Source organism: Clavibacter sp. AC415 (assembly GCF_979252985.1).
The window spans coordinates 178,503-199,613 of the sequence record NZ_CEEDAR010000015.1; the positions used below are offsets into that span (position 1 = coordinate 178,503).

At 73.7% G+C, this 21,111-nt stretch carries 15 protein-coding genes and 5 pseudogenes; 10 read left to right on the forward strand and 10 right to left on the reverse strand.

Features of this window, described 5'->3' with window-relative positions; genetic code table 11:
- Positions 1-101 precede the first annotated feature (101 nt).
- Together ACZ411_RS07265 and ACZ411_RS07270 are read right to left on the reverse strand one after the other, a co-directional pair.
- Entirely contained in the window at positions 102-1,052 is a 951-nt protein-coding gene (locus ACZ411_RS07265) for a carbohydrate ABC transporter permease (protein WP_258070402.1), read from the reverse strand.
- Positions 1,049-2,335 carry an ABC transporter substrate-binding protein gene (locus ACZ411_RS07270; RefSeq protein ID WP_464169579.1) on the reverse strand — a complete coding sequence of 429 codons (1,287 nt, stop codon included), beginning with the start codon at positions 2,333-2,335 and terminating at the stop codon, positions 1,049-1,051. The genes ACZ411_RS07265 and ACZ411_RS07270 overlap by 4 nt, the downstream gene beginning before the upstream one ends.
- Positions 2,336-2,576: 241 nt before the next feature.
- On the opposite strand from ACZ411_RS07270, the gene ACZ411_RS07275 reads away from it, so the two are divergent.
- Positions 2,577-4,886 (forward strand): beta-L-arabinofuranosidase domain-containing protein, encoded by a 2,310-nt coding sequence (locus tag ACZ411_RS07275; RefSeq protein ID WP_464169581.1) that lies wholly within the window; start codon positions 2,577-2,579, stop codon positions 4,884-4,886.
- A 108-nt stretch (positions 4,887-4,994) separates the two neighbouring features.
- Here the strand turns inward: ACZ411_RS07275 and ACZ411_RS07280 are convergent, their stop codons facing one another.
- Entirely contained in the window at positions 4,995-7,493 is a 2,499-nt protein-coding gene (locus ACZ411_RS07280) for a glycoside hydrolase family 2 protein (protein WP_464169583.1), read from the reverse strand.
- Between the two features lie 137 nt (positions 7,494-7,630).
- Complete coding sequence (locus tag ACZ411_RS07285; protein ID WP_258070403.1) at positions 7,631-8,839, reverse strand: ROK family transcriptional regulator; 1,209 nt, start codon at positions 8,837-8,839, stop codon at positions 7,631-7,633.
- A gap of 112 nt (positions 8,840-8,951) precedes the next feature.
- On the opposite strand from ACZ411_RS07285, the gene ACZ411_RS07290 reads away from it, so the two are divergent.
- A complete protein-coding gene (locus ACZ411_RS07290; RefSeq protein ID WP_464169586.1) occupies positions 8,952-9,899 on the forward strand; it encodes a LacI family DNA-binding transcriptional regulator in 948 nt (315 codons plus the stop codon).
- Positions 9,900-9,945: 46 nt separating this feature from the next.
- On the opposite strand, the gene ACZ411_RS07295 is transcribed toward ACZ411_RS07290, so the two are convergent.
- Complete coding sequence (locus ACZ411_RS07295) at positions 9,946-11,247, reverse strand: ROK family protein (protein ID WP_104344842.1); 1,302 nt, start codon at positions 11,245-11,247, stop codon at positions 9,946-9,948.
- 166 nt (positions 11,248-11,413) lie between these two features.
- Between ACZ411_RS07295 and ACZ411_RS07300 the strand changes: the two genes are divergently transcribed.
- The 6 genes and pseudogenes from ACZ411_RS07300 (at position 11,414) to ACZ411_RS07325 (ending at position 16,970) form a co-directional block, all read left to right on the forward strand.
- Entirely contained in the window at positions 11,414-13,108 is a 1,695-nt protein-coding gene (locus ACZ411_RS07300; RefSeq protein WP_464169589.1) for an ABC transporter substrate-binding protein, read from the forward strand.
- 60 nt (positions 13,109-13,168) lie between these two features.
- Positions 13,169-14,155 (forward strand): ABC transporter permease, encoded by a 987-nt coding sequence (locus ACZ411_RS07305; protein WP_374953174.1) that lies wholly within the window; start codon positions 13,169-13,171, stop codon positions 14,153-14,155.
- Positions 14,156-14,172: 17 nt separating this feature from the next.
- On the forward strand, positions 14,173-15,168 hold the full coding sequence (locus ACZ411_RS07310; RefSeq protein ID WP_094114833.1) for an ABC transporter permease: 996 nt from the start codon (positions 14,173-14,175) through the stop codon (positions 15,166-15,168).
- Positions 15,165-16,064 carry an ABC transporter ATP-binding protein gene (locus tag ACZ411_RS07315; RefSeq protein WP_094114832.1) on the forward strand — a complete coding sequence of 300 codons (900 nt, stop codon included), beginning with the start codon at positions 15,165-15,167 and terminating at the stop codon, positions 16,062-16,064. Before ACZ411_RS07310 ends, ACZ411_RS07315 begins: the two co-directional genes overlap by 4 nt.
- Positions 16,061-16,210 (forward strand): annotated as a pseudogene (locus ACZ411_RS07320) (ABC transporter ATP-binding protein); the annotation flags it as partial. The gene ACZ411_RS07315 and the pseudogene ACZ411_RS07320, both read left to right, overlap by 4 nt.
- A 115-nt stretch (positions 16,211-16,325) precedes the next feature.
- Positions 16,326-16,970, forward strand: coding sequence for an ATP-binding cassette domain-containing protein (locus ACZ411_RS07325; protein ID WP_464169625.1), 645 nt, complete (start codon positions 16,326-16,328; stop codon positions 16,968-16,970).
- A 63-nt stretch (positions 16,971-17,033) separates the two neighbouring features.
- Here the strand turns inward: ACZ411_RS07325 and ACZ411_RS07330 are convergent, their stop codons facing one another.
- The gene (locus tag ACZ411_RS07330) at positions 17,034-17,606 is read right to left on the reverse strand and encodes an NADPH-dependent FMN reductase (RefSeq protein ID WP_094114830.1); all 573 of its coding nucleotides are present in this window, start codon (positions 17,604-17,606) and stop codon (positions 17,034-17,036) included.
- Positions 17,607-17,837: 231 nt separating this feature from the next.
- On the opposite strand from ACZ411_RS07330, the gene ACZ411_RS07335 reads away from it, so the two are divergent.
- Positions 17,838-18,047 carry a hypothetical protein gene (locus ACZ411_RS07335; RefSeq protein ID WP_464169593.1) on the forward strand — a complete coding sequence of 70 codons (210 nt, stop codon included), beginning with the start codon at positions 17,838-17,840 and terminating at the stop codon, positions 18,045-18,047.
- Entirely contained in the window at positions 18,047-18,196 is a 150-nt protein-coding gene (locus tag ACZ411_RS07340) for a hypothetical protein (RefSeq protein WP_464169595.1), read from the forward strand. Before ACZ411_RS07335 ends, ACZ411_RS07340 begins: the two co-directional genes overlap by 1 nt.
- A gap of 764 nt (positions 18,197-18,960) precedes the next feature.
- Here the strand turns inward: ACZ411_RS07340 and ACZ411_RS07345 are convergent.
- The 4 pseudogenes from ACZ411_RS07345 to ACZ411_RS07360 form a co-directional block, all read right to left on the reverse strand.
- Positions 18,961-19,527 (reverse strand): annotated as a pseudogene (locus ACZ411_RS07345) (beta-galactosidase small subunit-related protein); the annotation flags it as partial.
- Between the two features lie 200 nt (positions 19,528-19,727).
- Positions 19,728-19,799: pseudogene (locus tag ACZ411_RS07350) on the reverse strand (hypothetical protein); the annotation flags it as partial.
- Between the two features lie 217 nt (positions 19,800-20,016).
- Positions 20,017-20,517: pseudogene (locus ACZ411_RS07355) on the reverse strand (glycoside hydrolase family 2 TIM barrel-domain containing protein); the annotation flags it as partial.
- A gap of 142 nt (positions 20,518-20,659) precedes the next feature.
- Positions 20,660-20,761: pseudogene (locus ACZ411_RS07360) on the reverse strand (glycoside hydrolase family 2 TIM barrel-domain containing protein); the annotation flags it as partial.
- Positions 20,762-21,111 lie beyond the last annotated feature (350 nt).

Below are 21,111 nucleotides of genomic sequence, written 5' to 3' on the forward strand. Positions count from 1 at the left end.
GGACGGCGCCGAGGCCGCGGGCGTCCCGGCCGCGGACGGCGGGCGCCGGTCCGCGCGGGGCGTCGGCGGGCGAGGCGGGGGACGGGCGGGGGCCTGGGTGCTCATGCGTGGTCCGAGTTCCTGAGGAGCAGCATCTGCGCTGCGCTGACGAGGCCGAGGACGACCATGAGGATGATGGAGAGCGCGGCCCCGTAGCCGAGGTCGAGCCGGATGAAGGACGAGCGGTAGATCTCGTAGACGGCCGTGATCGTGCCGTTGTCCGGCCCGCCCGCGGTCATGATGTAGAACTGGTCGAACGCCAGCAGCGACCCGGCGACGCTGAACACCAGCACGAGCGCCAGGGTCGGCCGCAGCAGCGGGAGCGTGATGTAGACGAAGCGCTGCCAGCGGGTGGAGCCGTCCACCTCGGCGGCCTCGTTCACCTCCTGCGGGATCGACTGGAAGCCCGAGAGCAGGAGCAGCATCTGCAGCCCCGCGGACTTCCACGCGACCATGCTCACGACCACGAGGAACGCGGTCACGGGGCCGCCGAACATGTTGGTCGAGACGTCGACGATCCCGAGGCCCGCGAGGGCCGTCATGGTCGGCCCGATCACCGGCTGCCACATGAAGAGGAAGAGGTAGCTCGCGGAGGCGAGGCCCACCACGACCGGCAGGAAGAACACCGACTGGAACACGCGGGCCGCGCGGGTGCGGCGCTGGATGAGGAGCACCAGCGCGAAGCCGATGACGAGCAGCACCGGGGTCACGACCGCCGTGTAGACGAGCGTGAAGCCGACCGCGCGGAGGAACGCCTGGTCCTGGAACGCCTCGACGTAGTTGGCGAGGCCGGTGAAGGCGCGGTTGCCGAGGAGCGGCCACGTGTACGTCGACATGGCGACCGTCCGCATCAGCGGCCAGATGAAGAACGTGACGAGCATCGCGACGGCGGGCAGCACGAGGAGCATGCCGGTGCGGCGCCGCCGCCGGGCCATGCCGCCGCGGTCGCGCACGGCGGTGCGGGCGGGGGACGCGACGGCGCCCTCCAGCCGGGTGATCACGGGTGCGGTCACTTCTCGTCCTCCTCGACGTAGACGACGGAGTCGAGGATGCGCTGCGCGTCGGCCTGGGCCTCGCGCTGCGCCTCCGGGATGTCCCCGCCGAACACGGACTGCGAGATCAGGTTGACCCAGACCCCGTTGTTGTCGTTGAACAGCTCGTTCTCGACCGGGCTGAAGGGCACGTGGCCCACGCGGAGCGCGTCGGCGAAGACCTGGTAGCGCGGGTCCTGGGGCACGTACACGTCGTCGAGCAGGTCGGTGCGGATCGGCACGACGGACTGCTCGGCGAGGATCGTCTGCGCCTCCTCGCCCGTCGCCCACTCCACGAACTCCCACGCGGCGTCGACGTTCCGCGAGCCCTCGAGGATGGCGAGGGTGTCGCCGCCGCCGAAGGACGCGGATCCGCCGTCCCTCCCGGGCAGCGGGGTGACGCCGAAGTCGACCTTCCCGCCGGCGACGAGCGCGCCCATGGTGGCGGTGCCGTCGGCGATCATGCCGACGGTGCCCTGCTGGAACGCCGTCGCGGTGTTCGGGCCGGCGTCGGTGCGGGCGAGGGACGGCATGCTGCCGTCGGTCCACATGCCGCGCATGAGCTCGAGCGCGTCGGCCACCTCGGGGCTGTCGAGGGTGGCGGTGCGGCCGTCCTCGGAGAGCACGTCGCCGCCGCTGCCCCAGATGAGCGGGGTGAAGCCGAAGATGAGGCAGCCGCCGCATGCCCCGGGGATGGAGTAGCCGTAGGTGCTGCCGCCGAGCTCCGTGATGGCCTTCGCGGCGGCGCGGATCTCCTCGTGCGTGGTGGGCGGGTCCTCCGGGTCGAGCCCGGCCTCGGCGAACAGCCCCTTGTTGTAGAAGAGCACGGAGACGTCGCCGGTGAACGGGACGGCGTAGGTGCGGTCCTCGAAGGAGGAGACCGACGCGTGCGCGGGGCTGAAGTCGTCGGCGTAGCCGAGCGCGTCGACCCGGTCGGTGATGTCGACGAGCGCGCCGGCCTGCGCGAAGTAGGGCGTGAAGACCAGGTCGAGCGCGGCGACGTCCGGCGGGTCGCCGCCGGCGATGGAGGTCGCGAGCTTCTGCACGTAGCTCGGCGACGGCACGAGGGTGATCTCCACCTGCGTCTCGTGGGTGGCGTTGTAGGCCTCGGCGAGCGGCTCGACGAGCGCCTTCTCGTAGTCGCGGATCCAGAGCGTGACGGTGCCGTCGTCCGCGGATCCGGATCCGGACGAGCACCCGGTGAGCGCGAGGCCCGTGATCGCCAGGGTCGCCGCGGCGACCAGCCTCCTCGTGGTCCGCTTCATCGCGCTCCTCGTGTCCGTGACGTGTCGGCCCCGCGGGGCTCGGCCTGTCGGCCGCGCGCGCCACCATGGCGCCTTCTACATCGTTGTACTAGATTATGTGCATCGATGTACTGCCCGTCAAGGCCGCCACCTGGCCGCAGCGGGACCGCCCGGACCGCGTCCGGCATCGCGTCCCCGGCACCGCCGCCCGGGACCCGCCCCGTGGACCGACGGCCCGCGGCAGACCGACCCGAGGACCCCGATGACCGTCGCCCCCTCCGCCCCGCGCCTCGACCCGGCCGCCGTCCGCGGCTTCCCCCTCTCCGCCGTGCGGCTCGGCGACGGCCCGCTGCGGCACGCCCAGCTGACCGACGTCGAGTACGTGCTGCGCCTCGACCCCGACCGGCTGCTCGCGCCCTACCTGCGGGAGGCGGGCCTCGACTCCCCCGTCCCCTCCTACGGCAGCTGGGAAGCGATCGGCCTCGACGGGCACATCGGCGGGCACGTGCTCTCCGCGCTCGCGCAGCTGCACGCGGCGACCGGCGACCCGCGCCTCCTGCCCCGGCTCGAGCACATGCTCGACGTGCTCGAGCGGTGCCAGGAGGCGGCGGGCGACGGCTTCCTCGGGGGCGTCCCCGACGGGCGCGCGTTCGGCCGCGCCATCGCCGCGGGCCGCATCGACGCCGACACCTTCGACCTCGAGGGCCGGTGGGTGCCGCTCTACAACCTGCACAAGACGCTCGCCGGCCTGCTCGAGGCGCACGTGCACACCGGATCCGCGCGGGCGCTGCGCCTGGCCGAGGGCATGGCCGACTGGTGGCTCGGGGTCTCCGCGCACCTCTCCGACGACGCGTTCGAGGGGATGCTCGCGACCGAGCACGGCGGCATGTGCGACGCCTTCGCGACGCTCGCCGACATCACGGGACGCGACGACCTGCTGCGGGAGGCGGGGCGGTTCGTGCACCGGGCCCTCGTGGATCCGCTCGCCGCCGGCAGCGACCCGCTCGACGGCCTGCACGCCAACACGCAGATCCCCAAGATCGTGGGCGTCGAGCGCCTCGGCTCGATGACCGGCGACGCCCGGCTGCTCGCCGCCTCCGACGCCTTCTGGGACTCGGTGGTGCACCGGCGGAGCGTGGTGATCGGCGGGAACAGCGTGCGCGAGCACTTCCACCCGGCGCGCGACTTCACGCCCATGGTGCTCGACGAGCAGGGACCCGAGACCTGCAACAGCCGCAACATGCTCGAGCTCGCGCGGCTCCGGTACGCGCGCACGGGCGACGCGGCGATCCTCGACCAGGTGGAGCGCACCACGCTCGACCACGTGCTCTCCACCCAGCACCCCGAGCACGGCGGGCTCGTCTACTTCACGTCGCTCCGCCCCGCGCACCACCGCGTGTACTCGGTCGCGGAGGAGTCGATGTGGTGCTGCGCCGGCACCGGGATGGAGAACCACGCCCGCGCCGGCGAGCAGGTCTTCGCGCACGCCGACGACGCCCTGCTGGTGGGCCTGTACGTGCCGGCCGAGCTGGACTGGGCCGAGCGCGGGATCCGGGCGAGGATCGACGGCGACGTGGCGCGCACCGGCGCGACCACGGTCACGCTCACCGCCCAGGCTCCCGTCGACCTGGAGCTCCGGCTGCGCCGGCCGGGCTGGGCGACCTCCATGGTGGTCGAGGTGGCGGGCTCGGCCCCGGTCGCGCCCGAGCCCGGCGCCGCGGCCGCCGTGGTCCGCCGGACCTGGTCGGGCACCACGGTCATGACCGTGCGGCTCGGCATGGAGGTGCGCGCGGAGCCGCTGCCCGACGGATCGGCGTGGACGTCGTTCCGCTACGGCCCGGTCGCGCTCGCGTCGCGCGACGGCCGCGACGGCATCGCCACCTCCCTCGCCGCCGACACGCGCATGGGCCACGTGACGCCCGCGCCGAGGGTGCCGCTGGAGCGGACGCCCGTGGTGACCGCCGCCGATCCCGCGTCGGCCGTGACGCTGGTGGACCGCGACGCGCTCTCCTTCCGGCTCGACGCGTGGCGGGACGGCGGCCGGGTGGCGGTCGCGCTCGAGCCGTTCGCGGGGATCCATGACGAGCGCACGACGCTCGTCTGGCCGACCGGCGCGGATCCCGCGGCGCGCGTCGAGGAGCTGCGGGCGATGGACGCCGCCGGGACCGATGCGGACGTCCTCGACCGGGTCGCGGCGGGCGAGCAGCAGCCCGAGGTCGACCACGGGTTCCGCGGGGAGGGCACGCGGGCCGGCGGCGCGGACGGCCTGCACTGGCGGAGCGCGACGGGCTGGTTCTCCTACCGGCTACGCGCACCCGAGGGCGCCGCCGTCGTGCGCCTGCGCTTCCGGGCCGTCGACGGCACGGCCGGCCCGACGGACCAGGTCGTGCGCGTGGGCGGCGTCGACGTGCCCGGCCCGGCGGCGGGCGCCGACGTCCTCGACGTCCCCCTCGCCGACGCGATGCGCGGGGGCGGAGCGGACGGCACCGTGGAGGTCGCCCTGCGTGCTGCGGCGGGCGGCCGCACGCGCGACCTGGTCGAGGTGCAGGTGCGGCGCGCGCCCGGCGCCTGACCCGGGACGCGCGGAGCGCCCGGCACCCGAGGCGATCGGGTGCCGGGCGCTCGTCGTCCGGAGGGGTCGCGGCGGTCGCGGCGGTCGCGGCGGCGTCCGGCCGCGCGGTCAGGCCCGCGCGGCCTCCGCGCCCACGGCGTCGTCCGCGGATCCGCCCGGGTGCGCGGCGGCCGCCACGAGCCCGTTGGCGTGCCGCAGCACGAGCGGCGACAGGGCGGCGTCGGCGTCGATCGGCCCGTCGCCCGTGAGCGTGAGCACGCACGTCTCGCCGGGCAGCAGGCTGACGAGCCCCCGGTCGACCGCGGCGGACGGGTGCGCGCGGTCCGCGAGCACCGTGAGGTCGCGCACGTAGGAGGTCGCGGTGACGGTGATCCGGCAGCCGGTCGCGGTCTCCTCCACCGCGGCGACGAGCGGGTCGGCGTCGAGCGCCTGGTCGACGACCTCGGCGAGGTCGAGGATCGCCCGGTCGAGGCCGGACGCGGCGGTCGCCACCAGGAGCTCGCGCGCGGCGTCGCCCGCCGTGGCGAGGTCGGCCGGCACCGGGAAGGACGCCGATCCGCGGGCCGGCACCTCCACGCGCACGGTGGCGCTCGCCCGCACGTCGCCGTCGAGGTCGACGCGCGCGAACTCCACGTCGGTCGCGAGCGCCTCGGCCGTGTCGTTGAGCACGACGAGGGCGAGGCCGCCGTCGCGCGGCTGGAACGTGGCGAGCCGCGGCCGGTACGCGTCGCGGAGGGCGTGCCACAGGGGCTTCCGGCGCTCCGCGAAGTCGACGGCCGCCCAGGAGACCACGGGCCAGTCGTCGTTCAGCTGCCAGACGACCGTGCCCGTGTTGTACGGCGCGAGCGAGCGGAAGTGCTCGATGCCGAACCGGATCGCGTGGGCCTGGTTGAGCTGCGTGGCGAAGTGCCAGTCGTCGATGCCGCCGGGCGCGGGCAGGTGGCCCTGCATGCCGCGCTCGAGCTTGAGGTTGCCCTCGTGGGCCTTCTGGTGCACGAGCATCTCGTGGCCGTAGGGGTCCAGCGGCTCGTCGTGCACGGTGCTCATGAGCGTCGTCCAGGCGGCGGGCCCCTGGAAGCCGAACTCCGCGACGAAGCGCGGGTTCCACTCGCGGTAGGCGGTGTAGTCCTTCTGGTTCCAGACGTCCCAGATGTGGACGGTGCCGTCGGTGTCGACGTTGGGGTGGAGGTAGTCGTCGAACGAGTAGGGGCTGCCGGGCGTGTAGACGCGGCTCGGGTCGAGCTCCGCGAGGATCGCCGGGAACAGCTCCCGGTAGTAGCCGTTCCCCCACGTGCGGCCCGCGAGCCGCGGGCGCCAGCCCCACTCGGCGAACGCGACGATGTTCTCGTTGTTGCCGTTCCAGACCACGAGCGACGCGTGCGGCGACAGCCGCGTGACGGCCTCGCGCACCTCCGCGCGGACCTCCGCGGCCAGCCACTCCTCCTCCGCGTACGCGGCGCAGGCGAACAGGAGGTCCTGCCAGACCAGCACGCCGCGCTCGTCGCACAGCTCGTAGAAGTCCTCGGACTCGTAGATCCCGCCGCCCCAGACGCGCAGCAGGTTCATGTTCGCGTCGAGCGCGTCGTCGATGCGGCGGCCGTAGCGCTCGCGCGTCATCTCGGTGAGGAAGGCGTGGTCGGGGATCCAGTTGGCGCCGCGGATCATCACGAGCTCGCCGTTCACGCGCAGCTCGAACCGGTTGCCGTGCTCGTCGGGCGTGGTGTCGAGGGAGACCGTGCGGAAGCCGACGCGGGTGCGGCGGACGTCGCCCGCGACCTCGACCTCCACGTGGTGCAGCGGCTGGGCGCCGTGCCCGACGGGCCACCAGAGCGCGGCGTCGGGGACGGCCACGACGACGCTGCCGGAGGCGAGCACGTCCGAGGTGGCCGCCGCGAGCTCGCGGCCGTCGCGGGAGACGCGGACGGTGACGGGCACCGAGGCGCGCGCGCCCGACTGCTCGATCTCGACCGCGGTCGTGAGGATCCCGGTGCCGCCGGACACGTCGACGAGCGGGCGCACCGCGGCGATGCGGGCGCCCGACCAGGAGTGGATCCCGATGGGGCGCCAGATGCCGCTCGTCGCGACGTCGATGCCCCAGTCCCAGCCGAAGTTCGACGCGTTCTTGCGCAGCGCGTTGTAGGGGTGGTGGTTCACGTGCGGCAGCGCGCCGCCGTGCTCCGCGGAGAGGCGCTCGGCAGCCTCCACGGGCGCGTCGAACACGACCTCGATGCGGTTCTCGCCGGCGACCAGGAGGTGCCCGACGCTGAAGCGGTAGGACCGGTGCTGGTTGCGGGTCTGCGCGACCACGGTGCCGTTGAGCACCACGGTCGCGAGCGTGTCGAGCCCGTCGGCGACGAGGTCGTGCCGCTCCGAGCCGTCGTCCTGCCAGTCGAACGTGCGCGCGTAGCGCCAGACGGTGCTGCCGATCCACTGCTGCGCGGCCTCGGCGTCGCCGTCGAACGGATCGGTGATGAGGTCGGCGGCCAGCAGGTCGGTGTGCGCGCATCCGGGCACGGTGGCGGGGACGTCGCGGCCGAGGATCCCCTCGGGCGCGGCTCCGGAGACGGCGGTGAGGGTCCAGGGGCCGTCGAGGCTCAGGTGGGGCATGGGGTCCTTCCAGGGTCAGCGCGGCACTGCGCTCCGCCTGCCGGACGACCCGGTCCCAGGCGACCGACCTAGTTTCGTTCCCGACTTAAGTAATGTCAACCGACACGTCGGCGCGCGTCCCGGGACGGGCCCCCGCGTCAGTCCCGCGCGGGCGTCACGAGGCCGAGCGTGCGCGGCGAGAGCTCCTGCTGCAGCACGAGCGCGGCGCCGCCGACGGCCGCGGCATCGGCCACGTGCGCCGACAGCTGCACGCGCACGCGGTGCCGCGACCGGGCGAAGAACCCCGCGTCGAGCCGGCGCTCGACCACCTGCAGGTACAGGCTGCCCGCGGTCTCGAACGACGGGCCGGCGAGCGACAGCGAGTCGAGGTCGAGCAGGTTCGCGAGCGCGATGGCGGCGTCCGCCAGGTGCTCCGCCGACTCCGTGACGAGCTCCACGGCGAGCGCGTCGCCCTTCACCGCGGCGGCCGAGACGGCGGCGAAGTCGGCGAAGGGATCCGCGTCGGCGCTCAGCGCGAAGCCGGCCTCCCGGCCCTGGTCGACGGCCTGCCGCGCGCGCGCCGCCACCGCGGCCGGTCCCGCCAGCTCCTCCGTCGACGGCCCGCGCGGCGCCTGCCCGCGGTGCATGCGCATCTGGCCGAGCTCGCCCGCGTTCGAGCTGGACCCGCGGAAGACCGTGCCCCCGAGCACGATGCCGGCGCCGACGCCCGCGCCCATGTAGATCGTGGAGTGCGCCACCGCGTCGGCGACGTCGCCGCCCCAGAAGTCGCCGATCGCCGCGGCGGTCGCGTCGTTGTCGAGGAGCACCGGAAGCCCCGTCGCGTCGGCGAGGGCGCCGCGCACCGGGTAGCCGCTCCAGCCGGGGAGGGTGGGGGCGTCGAGCACGCTGCCGGCGGCGAGGTCGAGGGGGCCGGGCGCGACCAGGCCGATGCCCGCGACGCGCGTCGGATCCAGGCCCAGCGCCGGCAGGAGCACGTCGATGCGGCGCCCGATGGCGGCGGTCACGTCGTCCGGCGGCGCATCCCGGGCGCCGCGCGTGCGGGTCCGGCCGACGATCGACCCGTTCACGTCGGTGACGACGTAGGTGATCGAGTCGGCGCCGAGCTGCACCCCCACGGCGAAGCGCGCGGTGGGGTTGATCTGCAGCATGACGCGCGGCTTGCCGCCCGTGTACTCGCGCTCGCCGGTCTCCGCGACGATGCCGTCGGCGAGGAGCGCGCGGACGATCTTGGAGATGGTGGCCTGCGTCAGCCCGGTCAGCTCGGCGATCTGCACGCGGCTGATGGGCCCGCGGCTGCGGACCAGGTCGAGGACGAGGCCCCTGCTGGTCGCCGTGGTCAGCGTCACCCGTGGATTGACCACCCGACCCCGCTCTCGTCCCTGCGATCCTAGGGCTCCCCGGCTGTCCGTCCGCGTGCGCGCCGCCGGGGCCTCCCGCCCGATGGGCGATACTGCAACCATGCCCGCCCCCGCGCACCCCGCCGCGCTCGCGGCGCCGACCGTCCCGGAGCCCGTCGGGGCGGGAGCGCTCGAGGCCCCCGCCCCGCCCGGACCCGATGCGCCCGGAGCAGAGCGCCCGTCCGTCGGCCTCGTGGTCGTCCAGCCGCCGCACTCGCACTCGCTCGACCCGTTCTGGGGCGAGCTCGTCCGCGGCATGGAGGAGGCGCTCGACGCCGAGGACCGCACGGTCCTCATGCAGATCGCCCGCGACGACGCCGAGGAGCGCGACATCCACCGGCGGTGGGCCGCGGACCCGGCCATCGCGGGGGTCCTCGTGGTGGACCTCGTCGACCCGGATCCGCGCGGCGCGCTCCTGGTCGAGCTGGGGCTCCCGGCCGTCATGCTCGGCGACGCCGTGGACGCGCACCACACGACCGTGGTCGTCGACGACTCGGCGCCCATGCGCACGGCGATCGGCCACCTGGCAGCGCTCGGGCACCGCCGGATCGGGCGCGTCGGCGGGCGCCCGGAGCTCCGGCACACGCGCTCCCGCGACCGCGCCTTCGACGCCGCCGTCCGGGAGGCGGGCCTCACCGGCCGGACGGTGCACGGCGACTACGCGGCGGCGTCGGGCGCGGAGCTCACGCGGATCCTGCTCGGCGAGGACCGCCGCCCCACCGCGCTCGTCTACGACAACGACGTGATGGCGGTCGCCGGGCTCGCCGCCGCCCAGGCCGCCGGCCTCGACGTGCCGGGTGACGTGTCCCTCCTCGCCTGGGACGACTCGGCGCTCTGCCGCCTCGCGCACCCGCCGATGACGGCGATGCGGCGGGAGATCCAGGACCTCGGGCGCACCGCGGCGGGCGCGCTCCTCGATGTGGTGGCGGGGCGCGGCCGGACCGTCCTGCACGTGGACGCGGCGACGCTCGTCACCCGCGGCACGACCGCGCCCCCGCGCGCGGGCTGACTCCGGCCGGACCGTCGACCGGCGGGCGCCGCACGGCGGACCCGCGTCAGGCGGAGGCGGCCGCGGCGTCGGACGCCGACGCCGACCGCGCGGCGGCGCCCACGAGCGCCGCCGCCCCGGCGGATCCCGCCCGTGCCCCCGCCCGCGCGGGCTGCGCGAGCTCCCGCCGCAGCAGCAGCATCGCGCCGCCGATGGCCGCCGAGTCGCGCGGGCGTTCGGCGAGCACCGCCCGGGTGGGCCGCACGCGCCGCGTGAACACCGAGCGCTCGAGCTCCCCCTGCACGGCCTCCCGGTACACCTCGCCCGCGATCTCGAAGCTCGGGCCGGCGAGCACGACGCGGTCGAGGTCGAACAGGTTCGCGAGCGTCACGGCCGCGCGGCCGAGCCAGCCCGCCGCGGTCCGGACGATGCCGAGCGCCTCGGCGTCGCCGTCGACCGCGGCGCGGGCGACGCGGTCGAACTCCACCTGGGTGGCGTCGAGGGCGCCGGTCAGCCCGAGGCCAGTCCGGAGCCGGGGGACCGCCATGGCGCCGCGGACCACGGCCATGGGCCCGGCGACGCCGTCCACGCACCCGCGGTTGCCGCAGCCGCACGGCGTCCCCGCGGGGTCGAGCGACACGTGGCCGATCTCGAGCCCGTTGCCGGACGCCCCGCGGTAGACCTCGGCGTCGACGACGACCCCGCCGCCGATGCCGCCGGCCATGAAGATCACGCCGTGCGTGCGCCGGCTGCCGCCGTGGTCCGACCCGCTCTCCCCCACGGCCGCCGCGTCGGCGTCATTCGCGAGCAGCACCGGCAGCCCCACGAGCGACTCGAGCACGTCGACGGTCGGGAAGCCGCGCCAGAGCGGCGTGGGGTCGTCGGTCATGAGCGCGCCGGCGTCGCGGTCCTGGGGGCCGTGCGTCGCGAGCCCCACGCCGAGCACGCGGGAGCGGGGCAGCGCCGCCTCGGCGAGCACGCGGTCGACGCCCGCGGCGATGCCGGCCAGCACGTCGGCGGGCGCGCGCGTGGAGGCGCCGGGCAGGTCGGCCCGCGCGATCACGGCGCCCGCGAGGTCGACCACGACGACCGCGCAGGTCGAGCGGTCCAGCTGCACGCCCACCATGGCCCGGGCCGACGCGTCGATCCGCAGCAGCCGGCGGGGCGTGCCGCCGCGGGACTCCCCGCGCCCGACCTCCACCACGAGGCCGTCGGCGATGAGGTCGCGCACCACGTTCGTGATGGTCGCGCCGGTGAGCCCGGAGGCGGCCGTGAGCTCCACCCGGCTCACGGTGCCGCCCGAGCGGATGCAGTCGAGCACGGCGGTGCGCGACGTGAGCCGCGCCGCCCTGTCGGACGGATGGGACATGGGCGACCTCCTGCATCGTCACCCCATCGTGATGCTGAGGTGGTCCGACAATACTTGACACACTTAATTTATCGAGTGAGGATTACCGGCACCGGCCCCTCGGGGCCGCTCTGAGCACTCCCCGGTCACTGCCGACTGTCCGCCTCGAGGCGGGAAAGGAACGACGATGTCCCTCTTCACTCCCTCCGGATCCGCCCGTCGACGGAGGAGGGCCGCCGCCGGCGTCGCCCTCGCCGCCGCCGCCGCGATCGCCCTCACCGGCTGCGGGGCGGGCTCCGGCTCGTCCGCCGCCGACACGCTCGTCGTCTGCACCGGCCAGGCCGGCGACTACCAGCTGAACCTCAACCCCTACTCGCCGTCGTCCATCGGCGGCATCGGCTCGATCTACGAGTCGCTGTTCTTCATCACCAACGTCAACACGAAGGACCCGGTGCCGCTCCTCGGCACCGACTACGCCTGGAACGAGGACGGCACGCAGCTCGACGTCACCCTCCGCGAGGGCGTCAAGTGGTCCGACGGCGAGGACTTCACCGCCGACGACGTGGTGTTCACCCTGCAGATGATCGCCGACACCCCGTCGATCAACTCGACCGGCTTCGACGGCCAGGTCAGCGCCACCGACGACACCCACGTGTCCATCACGTGGGACCACCCGGCGTACGTCAGCCTCCCCAACGTCCTCGGCCGCATGCCGATCGTCCCCGAGCACCAGTGGAAGGACGTCGACCCCGCGACGGACGTGATGAAGGAGCCCGTGGGCACCGGCGCGTTCACCCTCGGCAACTTCAAGGCGCAGGCGTTCACCCTCGCCGCCAACCCCGACTACTGGGACGGCGAGCCCGCGGTGAAGCAGATCCGCTACCTCTCCCTCTCCGGCAACACCGCCGGCGCCGACGCCCTCGCGGCCGGCACCATCGACTGGCAGACGGGCCCGGTGCCCGACATCGCGAACGTCGAGGAGAACTACCCCGGCTACAAGGCCGTCACCATCGGGCAGAACCAGATGGCGCTCATCACGTGCTCCAACGCCGACCTCGGCTGCGCCGGGCCGCAGACCGACCCGGCCGTGCGCCACGCGCTCTACCAGGCGATGGACCGCGACCAGATGAACGCCCTCGCGTTCCAGGGCACCTCGAGCGAGGTCTCCCCGACCTTCGCGCTGCTGCCCACGCAGGAGGACACCATCTCCGCCGACGTCGAGGAGAAGGTCGCCCCGATGAAGGCCGACCCCGAGGGCGCCGCGGCGACCCTCGAGGCCGCCGGCTGGGCCAAGGGCTCCGACGGCATCTACGCGAAGGACGGCGAGCGCCTGGCCCTCACGGTCGAGGTCGTCACCGGCTGGACCGACTACATCACCGCCATCGACACCATGTCGCAGCAGATGAAGGCGGCCGGCATCGAGCTCGACGCCGCGCAGTCCTCCTGGAACGAGTGGACCGACAAGCGCACGAAGGGCAACTACGAGCTGGTCATCGACTCGCTCGGCCAGGGCCCCTCGAGCGACCCGTACTACCTGTACAACAACTTCCTCAGCTCGGCGAACACCACCGAGGTCGGCACCCCGGCGTCCACGAACCTCTCCCGGTTCGCCGACCCCGAGGTCGACGCGGCGCTCGAGGTGCTCGCGGCCACGTCCACGGACGACACCGCGGCCCGCCAGGCGCAGTTCGACATCATCCAGCGCAAGCTCGTCGACGTCATGCCCTACGTGCCGATCATGACCGGCGGCACGACGAGCGAGTACAACGACGCCGGCTTCACGGGCTGGCCGACCGACGACGACCTGTACGCCTTCCCCGCCATCTGGGCCTCGCCGGACAACGCGCAGGTCTTCAAGGCGCTGAAGCCGGCCGGGGAGTAGCCGCATGACCGAGGAGGAGCGCGTGGCCCGGACGGGCGCCGGAGAGGAGGACGGGCGGTGATGTACTTCGTCCGCAAGGCGGGGTTCTACGCGGTGGCCCTCTGGGCCGCCCTGACCCTGAACTTCCTGATCCCCCGGCTCCTGCCGGGGAACCCGGTCGACATCCTGCTGGCGAAGCTGCAGCAGCGCGGGGGCACCATCACCCCCGAGACCCGCCGGGCCTACGAGCTCCTCCTCGGGGGCGACACCTCGCAGCCGCTGATCGCGCAGTACGGGAGCTACCTCGTCAACGTGTTCCGCGGCGACCTCGGGGTGTCGGTCAGCTACTTCCCCGCCCCCGTGTCGGAGGTCATCGGCGGCTCGCTGCCGTGGACCATCGTGCTGGTGGGGCTGTCGACGATCGTCGCGGCGGTCATCGGCGTCACGCTCGGCGCCTTCGTCGGCTGGAAGCCGGGCACCTGGCTCGACTCCCTCGTGCCGGCGACCACGATGCTCGCCGCGGTGCCGTACTTCTGGCTCGCGCTGATCCTCGTGTACGTCTTCGCGACGACGCTGAAGCTGTTCCCCTCGCAGGGCGGCTACGACGTGGTGCTCGACCCGGGCTGGAACGCGGAGTTCATCTCCTCCGCCGTGCAGTACGGGATCCTGCCCGCCGCGACCATCGTCATCGCGTCCCTCGGCGGCTGGCTGCTCGGCATGCGCAACATGATGGTGTCCACGCTCAGCGAGGACTACGTGCTCACCGCGCAGGCCAAGGGGCTCACGCAGGGCCGGATCCTCCGCAGCTACGCGGCGCGCAACGCCGTGCTGCCGTCGGTGGCCGGCTTCGCCATCTCGCTCGGGTTCGTGGTCTCGGGGTCCATCGTCACGGAGCAGGTCTTCTCGTACCCGGGCATCGGGTCGAAGCTCCTCAACGCGGTCACCAACAACGACTACGCGCTCATGCAGGGCATCTTCCTGTTCATCACCCTCGCCGTGCTCGGCGCGAACCTCGTGGTCGACCTCCTCTACGGGATCGTCGACCCGCGCACCCGGGCCCGGGCCTAGGGCGGGAAGGAACGGACATGACCAACATCCAGTCCTCCACGGAGCCGGACGTCGCCCAGGCGACCGAGGGCCTCGCCGCCGCGGCGGCCGAGCGCGGGAAGCCGCCGCGCTCCGCCTGGCGCCTCATGCTGCCGACGATGACCCCGTGGCTCGCCGCGGGCCTCGCGCTCGTCGGCCTCATCGCCCTGTTCGGCCTCATCGGGCCCCTGCTGCTGCAGGACCCGACGACGATCCGCGACTCCGGGCTCCAGCCGCCGAGCTGGGAGCACCTGCTCGGCACCACCCAGACCGGGCAGGACGTGCTCGCGCAGCTGGCCTACGCCACGCGCGGCTCGCTGCAGATCGGCCTCCTGGTCGGGGTGCTCGCCACCGTCCTCTCGGCGTTCTTCGGCATCTTCGGCACCTACGTCGGCGGCTTCGCCGACGAGGCGTTCTCGCTGCTGTCCAACGTCTTCCTCGTGATCCCCGGCCTCCCGCTCGTGATCGTCATCTCCGGCTTCGTGCCGCGCGAGTCCCGGGGCCTCTGGACCATCGCGGTGGTCCTCGCGGTCACCGGCTGGGCGGCCTCCGCCCGGGTCCTCCGCGCCCAGACGCTCTCCATCCGCACCCGCGACTACGTGGCCGCCAGCCGCGTCGCCGGGGAGCGGGCGTGGCGCGTCATCGCGGTGGAGATCCTGCCGAACCTGCTGCCGGTGCTCGCGAGCCAGTTCGTGTTCGCGGTCATCGCGGCGATCCTCGGCGAGGCGGGCCTGTCCTTCCTCGGCCTCGGGGCGTCGAACTCCTCGACCCTCGGGACGATGCTGTTCTACGCGCAGAACGGGTTCGCCCTGTCGCTCGGCGCCTGGTGGTGGTTCGGGCCTCCCGGGCTCCTCATCGCCCTGTTCGGCACCGGGCTCTCGCTCATCAACTTCTCGATCGACGAGATCATCAACCCCAAGCTGAAGAACGTGCGCCTGCACCGCAAGCGCGCACGCCTCGCCAGCCGCCTCGAGCGCAGGAAGGCCGCCTCATGACCGCCACCGTCCCCACCGCCCGCACGGGCGGCGCCCCCGGCGGCGGGAGGTCGAGCGTCCTGACGGTCGAGGACCTCACGGTCGTCTACGAGACCGAGAACCCGGTCACCGCCGTCAAGCACGCGTCGTTCACGCTCGCACCCGGGGAGATCCTCGGCCTCGCCGGGGAGTCCGGCTGCGGCAAGACCACGCTCGCCTACGCCATCAACCGCCTGCACCGGCCGCCGGCCCGCATCGCGTCGGGCTCGGTGACCTTCCACGACCGCGGCGGCGAGGACGTCGACCTGCTGGCCCTCGGCGACGAGGAGCTGCGGGCCTTCCGCTGGTCGAAGCTCTCGATGGTGTTCCAGGGCGCGATGAACGCCCTCAACCCCGTCACGAGCGTCCGCGCCCAGCTCGACGACACGCTCCGGGCCCACCGACCCGGCATGTCGAAGGCCGAGCGTCGCGCCCGCTGCGCCGAGGTGCTCGAGCGCGTGAGCGTCGACCCGGCCCGCCTCGCGTCGTTCCCGCACGAGCTCTCGGGCGGCATGCGGCAGCGCGTGATGATCGCGATGGCGATGCTCCTCGAGCCGCAGATCATGATCATGGACGAGCCGACGACCGCGCTCGACGTGGTCGTGCAGCGCGACATCCTGCGCGAGATCGTGCGGCTGCGCGACGAGCTCGACTTCGCCGTCGTGTTCATCACCCACGACCTCCCGCTGCTGCTGGAGATCAGCGACCGGATCGCCGTCATGCTGCGCGGCGAGATCGTCGAGCTGTCGAGCGCGGAGGAGATCTACCGCGCGCCCCGGCACGAGTACACGAGGAAGCTGCTGCGCTCGTTCCCGAGCCTCAGCGGCGAGCGCGGCGCGTTCATCCGCAGCGGCGAGGACATGGAGGAGGCGCGATGACCCGCGTGTCGGTGACCGACCTGACGAAGGACTTCTCGATCCGCAAGGGCGTGGGGCGGCAGGCGTTCCGCGCCGTCGACCGCGTCTCGTTCGACCTCCTGCCCGGCCGCACGGTCGCGCTCGTGGGCGAGTCCGGATCCGGCAAGTCCACCATCGCCCGCATGCTCGCGAAGCTGGAGAAGCCCACCTCGGGGCGCATCGACGTGGGGCTCGACGACGGCACGCCCGTGGTCGGGGTCGCTGTACCGGCGGCACGTGCAGATGGTGTTCCAGGACCCGTTCGCGTCGCTCAACCCGTTCCACTCGGTCGAGCACCACATCGCCCGGCCGCTCCTGCTGCACCAGCGCACGCGCGGCCAGGCGCAGACGCACCAGCGGGTGCTCGAGATGCTCGAGCGCGTGAACCTGACCCCGGCGGAGGACATGGCCGCGCGTCGGCCGCACGAGCTGTCCGGCGGGCAGCGGCAGCGCGTGGCGATCGCCCGGGCTCTGGCGCCGGGCGCGCAGGTGGTCATCGCGGACGAGCCCGTGTCGATGCTCGACGTGAGCATCCGGCTGGGCGTCCTCAACCTGATGGGCCGGCTGCAGCGCGAGGACAACCTCGCCGTGCTCTACATCACCCACGACCTGGCGACGGCCCGGCACTTCTCGGACGAGATCCTCGTGCTCTACAAGGGCCGCGTGGTGGAGCGGGGGCCGAGCGACCAGGTGATCCTCGACCCGCACCACGACTACACGAAGCTGCTCGCGCTGGCGGCGCCGGATCCGGAGCGCCTCGGCAAGGTCGTGTCCGACGAGGCCGTGCCCGACCGCGCGGGCCTCGACGGGAGCGTCTGCTACAACCACCACTCGGGCGAGTGGGAGGGCGTCGGCGATCCGGTGGGACGCGCGGTGCGCGCCGGCTGACCGGCGCCGCGCACGACGGAGGGCCCCGACGATCCCGTCGGGGCCCTCCGTCGTGCGCTCGGCCTAGGCGGAGACGGCCGCGGTGTTCCGGGCGATGTGCGCGTGGAACGCCTGCAGCCACGACAGGAGGAACTCCTCCGTGCCGGCGTCGGAGATGGCGCCCTCGGGCGAGATGAGGCCCTCGGTGCTCTGGATGTACGCCTCGGGCTGCGAGAGCTCGGGCGACGCGAGGAACGACAGGATGCTGCGCAGGTGCTGCTGCGCGACGGCCGTGCCGACCGCGCCGATGGACGTGCCTATGACGGCGCTCGGCTTGCCCTGGAACGCGTTCTCGCCGTAGGGGCGGCTCGCGAAGTCGAGGGCGTTCTTGAGGACGCCGGGCACGGAGCGGTTGTACTCGGGCGTGACGAGCATGATCGCGTCGGCGTCCTGGATGGCCTGCTTGAAGGCGTTCGCGGTCTCGGGGAAGCCGCCGTCCATGTCGGCGCTGTAGAACGGCAGCGGCGCGATGGGGATCTCGGTGAGCTCGAGGCCCGCCTGCGCGCCGAGGCGCTCGAGGGCCGCGGCGAGGGCGCGGTTGATGGAGGTGGACGAGAGGCTGCCGACGAGGTAGCCGACGCGGTAGGTGGTGCTCATGGTGTGCTCCTTCTCGCACGGATCATTTCCATGCGCGCGCATCGACCCTAGCGCCGACGGATGCGCACCTCCTCCACGCCCACGGCGTCCTCGGTTCCTGCACAGCGCGCGCCGAGGATCGGCGGACGAGGAGTCGCGGATGCTACGTTGAAGGAGTCAGCGCCCCCCAAGGCTAGAGCCCACGGCTTCCCGAAACGAGGGGGGCCTTTCCATGCCGGGAGCAGGTGATCCATGGACAAGCCGCACCTCAGCCTGGCCGCCCCACGCGAGCTGCTGCGTTCACGCGGGCTCGAGCTCGCCTCCGACGAGGAGACCGACCGCGCGCTCTACGATCGCGGCTACTACCGCATCAGCGGATACGCGAGGCAGTTCCAGGTCGACCCACGGGATGCGCGGAACGACTTCGTCCCGGCACCTCCCTCCATCACATCCTCGAGCTGATGGACCTGGACGAGGAGCTGCGCAAGCTCCTCCTCTCCGGCCTGACCGAGGTGGAGCTCAGCGTCCGGTCGCGATTCGCCCATGAGGCCGGCAGGCGTCCTCGGGCTCGGACGCCTTCTACCTGCGACCGGAGAGCTACCTCCGCATAACCCCCGACCTGGATTCCCACGTGACGAGCATCGAGCGGGAGCTGCTGCCGCCCGTCAGTCACCGTCAACCGCTGACCGCACTGGAGACGATCTCTCGGCGGTCCCCGTCTGGGTCGCCATCGAGATGGTCGGCTTCGGGGGTCCTGGCGCGCATGGTGCAGTACCTCGGCGACTCCACTCCCGCTCGGCTCACCGCGCAGTCCCTGTCGCTCCCGTGGACGGGCTTCCAACCCACGATCCATGCGCTCGCGGTGCTCCGCAACGCCTGCGCGCATCACGCGCAGCTCTGGCACCGACGCTCGAACATCGTGGCGGCACCCGAGAGGAAGGACCTGCGGAACGAGCGGGCGTACGCCCGGAACGATGGATCCATCTACGCCACGATCATCGCGCTCGCAAGCGCTACACGCGAGCACTCGACCGGCAGAGCCCCTTCGGCGACCGCGTGGACGAGCTCCTCGACAGGAATGCATCGTTCGCGGACGGGATCTGCTTCCCCTCCGCTCGGTGACCTCCGCCGTCGCGTGGTGCCCGGAGGCGCGTCCTACCCCAGAAGCACCTCCCACGTGCGCAGGGACGGCCCGAGCGCGTGGCGCGGGAGGACGTCGGGGCCGCAGGCGCGCGAGCCGAGGCCGTGCTGGGCGTCGTCGAGGATCAGGTGCAGGCCGTCGGGCGCGGGCAGCTCGTGCGGGTGGCCGACGTCCGTCGATCCGCTGCGGGGTCCAGCGGCTGAGCTGGAAGCCCGCGCGGTGGCCGGACGCGTCCGGGAGGGTGGTCACGGTGAGCGGGGTCATGGACCCGTCGCCGACGAGGAGCGAGCGCAGCTCCGGCCGGTGGCCGGTCTCCTGCGGGCGCGCGTACTCCACGGACAGGCCGTCGACGCTCGACGAGAACCGGCCGACGCGGACCGCGGAGCGGCTGTCCGGGTACGACTCGCCGGGACCCGTGCCGTGCCAGGAGACCGGATGGTCCGCGAGCTCCAGCGGCAGGTCGATGCGCACGCCGACCCGCGGCCACGTGCAGTCCCATACGCCGAACGGCACGACCTCGGTTGCGAGCAGCAGGCCGCGGTCGGTCGCGCGCCAGCGGAACGCGACGTCCGCGCCCGCGCCGCTGTGCGCCGCCTGCACCCGCACCCGCCGCTCGAGGCCGTCGGCCGTGCGGGCCACCCCGAGCAGCCGGTGGGTGAGGCGGTGGAGGCCGCGCTCGCGCCAGCGGTCCGCCGACGGCGGCGTCTCCTCGGCGCCGCGGCCGCGGGTGAGCTCCGGCTCCGCCAGCTCGTAGGAGCCCTGGCCGGCGCCCCGGTCCGTTCTCGGTGGGGCGCGCGCCACAGCTCGAGGCGCGGGCCGCGGACGGGCACGCCGTGCCAGCGCACCAGGTCGCCGCGCGCATCGAACCGCCCGACGCCGAGCGCGTCGCCGCGCCAGCCCCCGGTGGTTCGCGAGCGGACCGTGGGCCGGTCGCGCACGAGGGCCTGGTGCCGCGCGACCACGTGGCCCGCCTCCGCCCAGGGCGCGTCGCGACGCGTGACGACCTGCACGGTGAGGTGCGCCTCCTCCGCGTGCCCCGCGGCGCGCGCCTCCTCGGGGAGCCGGAGCGTCACGGCGTCCCCGGCGTCGAGCGCGGGCGTGCTCGAGGACCCCGCGGGCAGCCTGCCGGCCGTCGTGGTCGAGGATCCAGACCAGGTCGACGTCCTCGGTCGTCGCGCTGTGCCGCCGGTTCTCGACCCGCACGGTGGTGCCGTCGGCGGCGACGCGAACGCGCACGGGGGCGATCACCGCGGACAGCTCCGCGAGGCCCGGTGTGGGGGTGCCGTCGGAGAGCAGCAGGCCGTCCATCACGAACGGGCCGTCGTGCACGGGCTCGCCGAAGTCGCCGCCGTAGGCGTGGAACGGGCGGCCGTCGGACGTGCGCGCCCGCAGCCCGTGGTCGCGCCACTCCCAGACGAAGCCGCCGTGGAGGCGCGGCCAGCGGTCGATCGCGTCCTCGTAGTCGGCGAGGGATCCGGGTCCGTTGCCCATCGCGTGCCCGTACTCGCAGAGGATGAAGGGCTTCGCCCGCTGCGAGGCGCCCGTCGCGCCGGTCGTCTCGTGGATGCTCGCGACCGGGGTGCCGCAGACGGAGTCGATCTCCTCGAGCGTCGGGTACATGCGCGAGTACACGTCGGTGTGCTCGCCCGTGAGGTCGCCCTCGTAGTGCACGGGCCGCGTCGGGTCGGAGCGGCGCACCCAGGCCGACATGGCCGCGATGTTCCGGCCGGTGCCCGACTCGTTGCCGAGGGACCACATCACGATCGACGGGTGGTTCCGGTCGCGGCCCACCGTGCGGCCGATGCGGTCGAGGTAGGCGTCCCGCCAGCGCGGGTCGTCGGACGGGTTGCCGTGCCACTCGACGTCCCAGAAGCCGTGCGCTCTCCAGGTCGCACTCGAGCACGACCCAGAGGCCGAGCTCGTCGGCCAGGTCCAGGAGCCGCGGGTGCGGCGGGTAGTGGGAGGTGCGGATGGCGTTCACGCCGCTCCGCTTCATCAGCTCGAGGTCCGCCCGCGCCTCCGCCTCGTCGAACACGCGGCCGCGCTCCGGGTGGGACTCGTGCCGGTTGACGCCGCGGAAGGTGAGGGCGGCGGCCGTCGACGAGGAGGGCGTCGCCGTCGATGCGCACGGTGCGGAAGCCGATGCGCAGGGTCGCGGTCTCCCCCGGCGACGCGACGGTCGCGTCGTAGAGGCGGGGCAGCTCGGCGCTCCACGCGTCGACCGCGGGGATCGCGAGGGGCGCGACGTCGGCGGCGGTCGCCCACGTCGCGCGGATGCCGAGCCCGGGCACGCGCACCTCCACCGGGAAGGCGCCGTCCACCTGCACCTCGAGGAGGCCGGAGCCGTCGACCGGGTCGCGGGGGTCGGCGCGCACGCGCACGTCG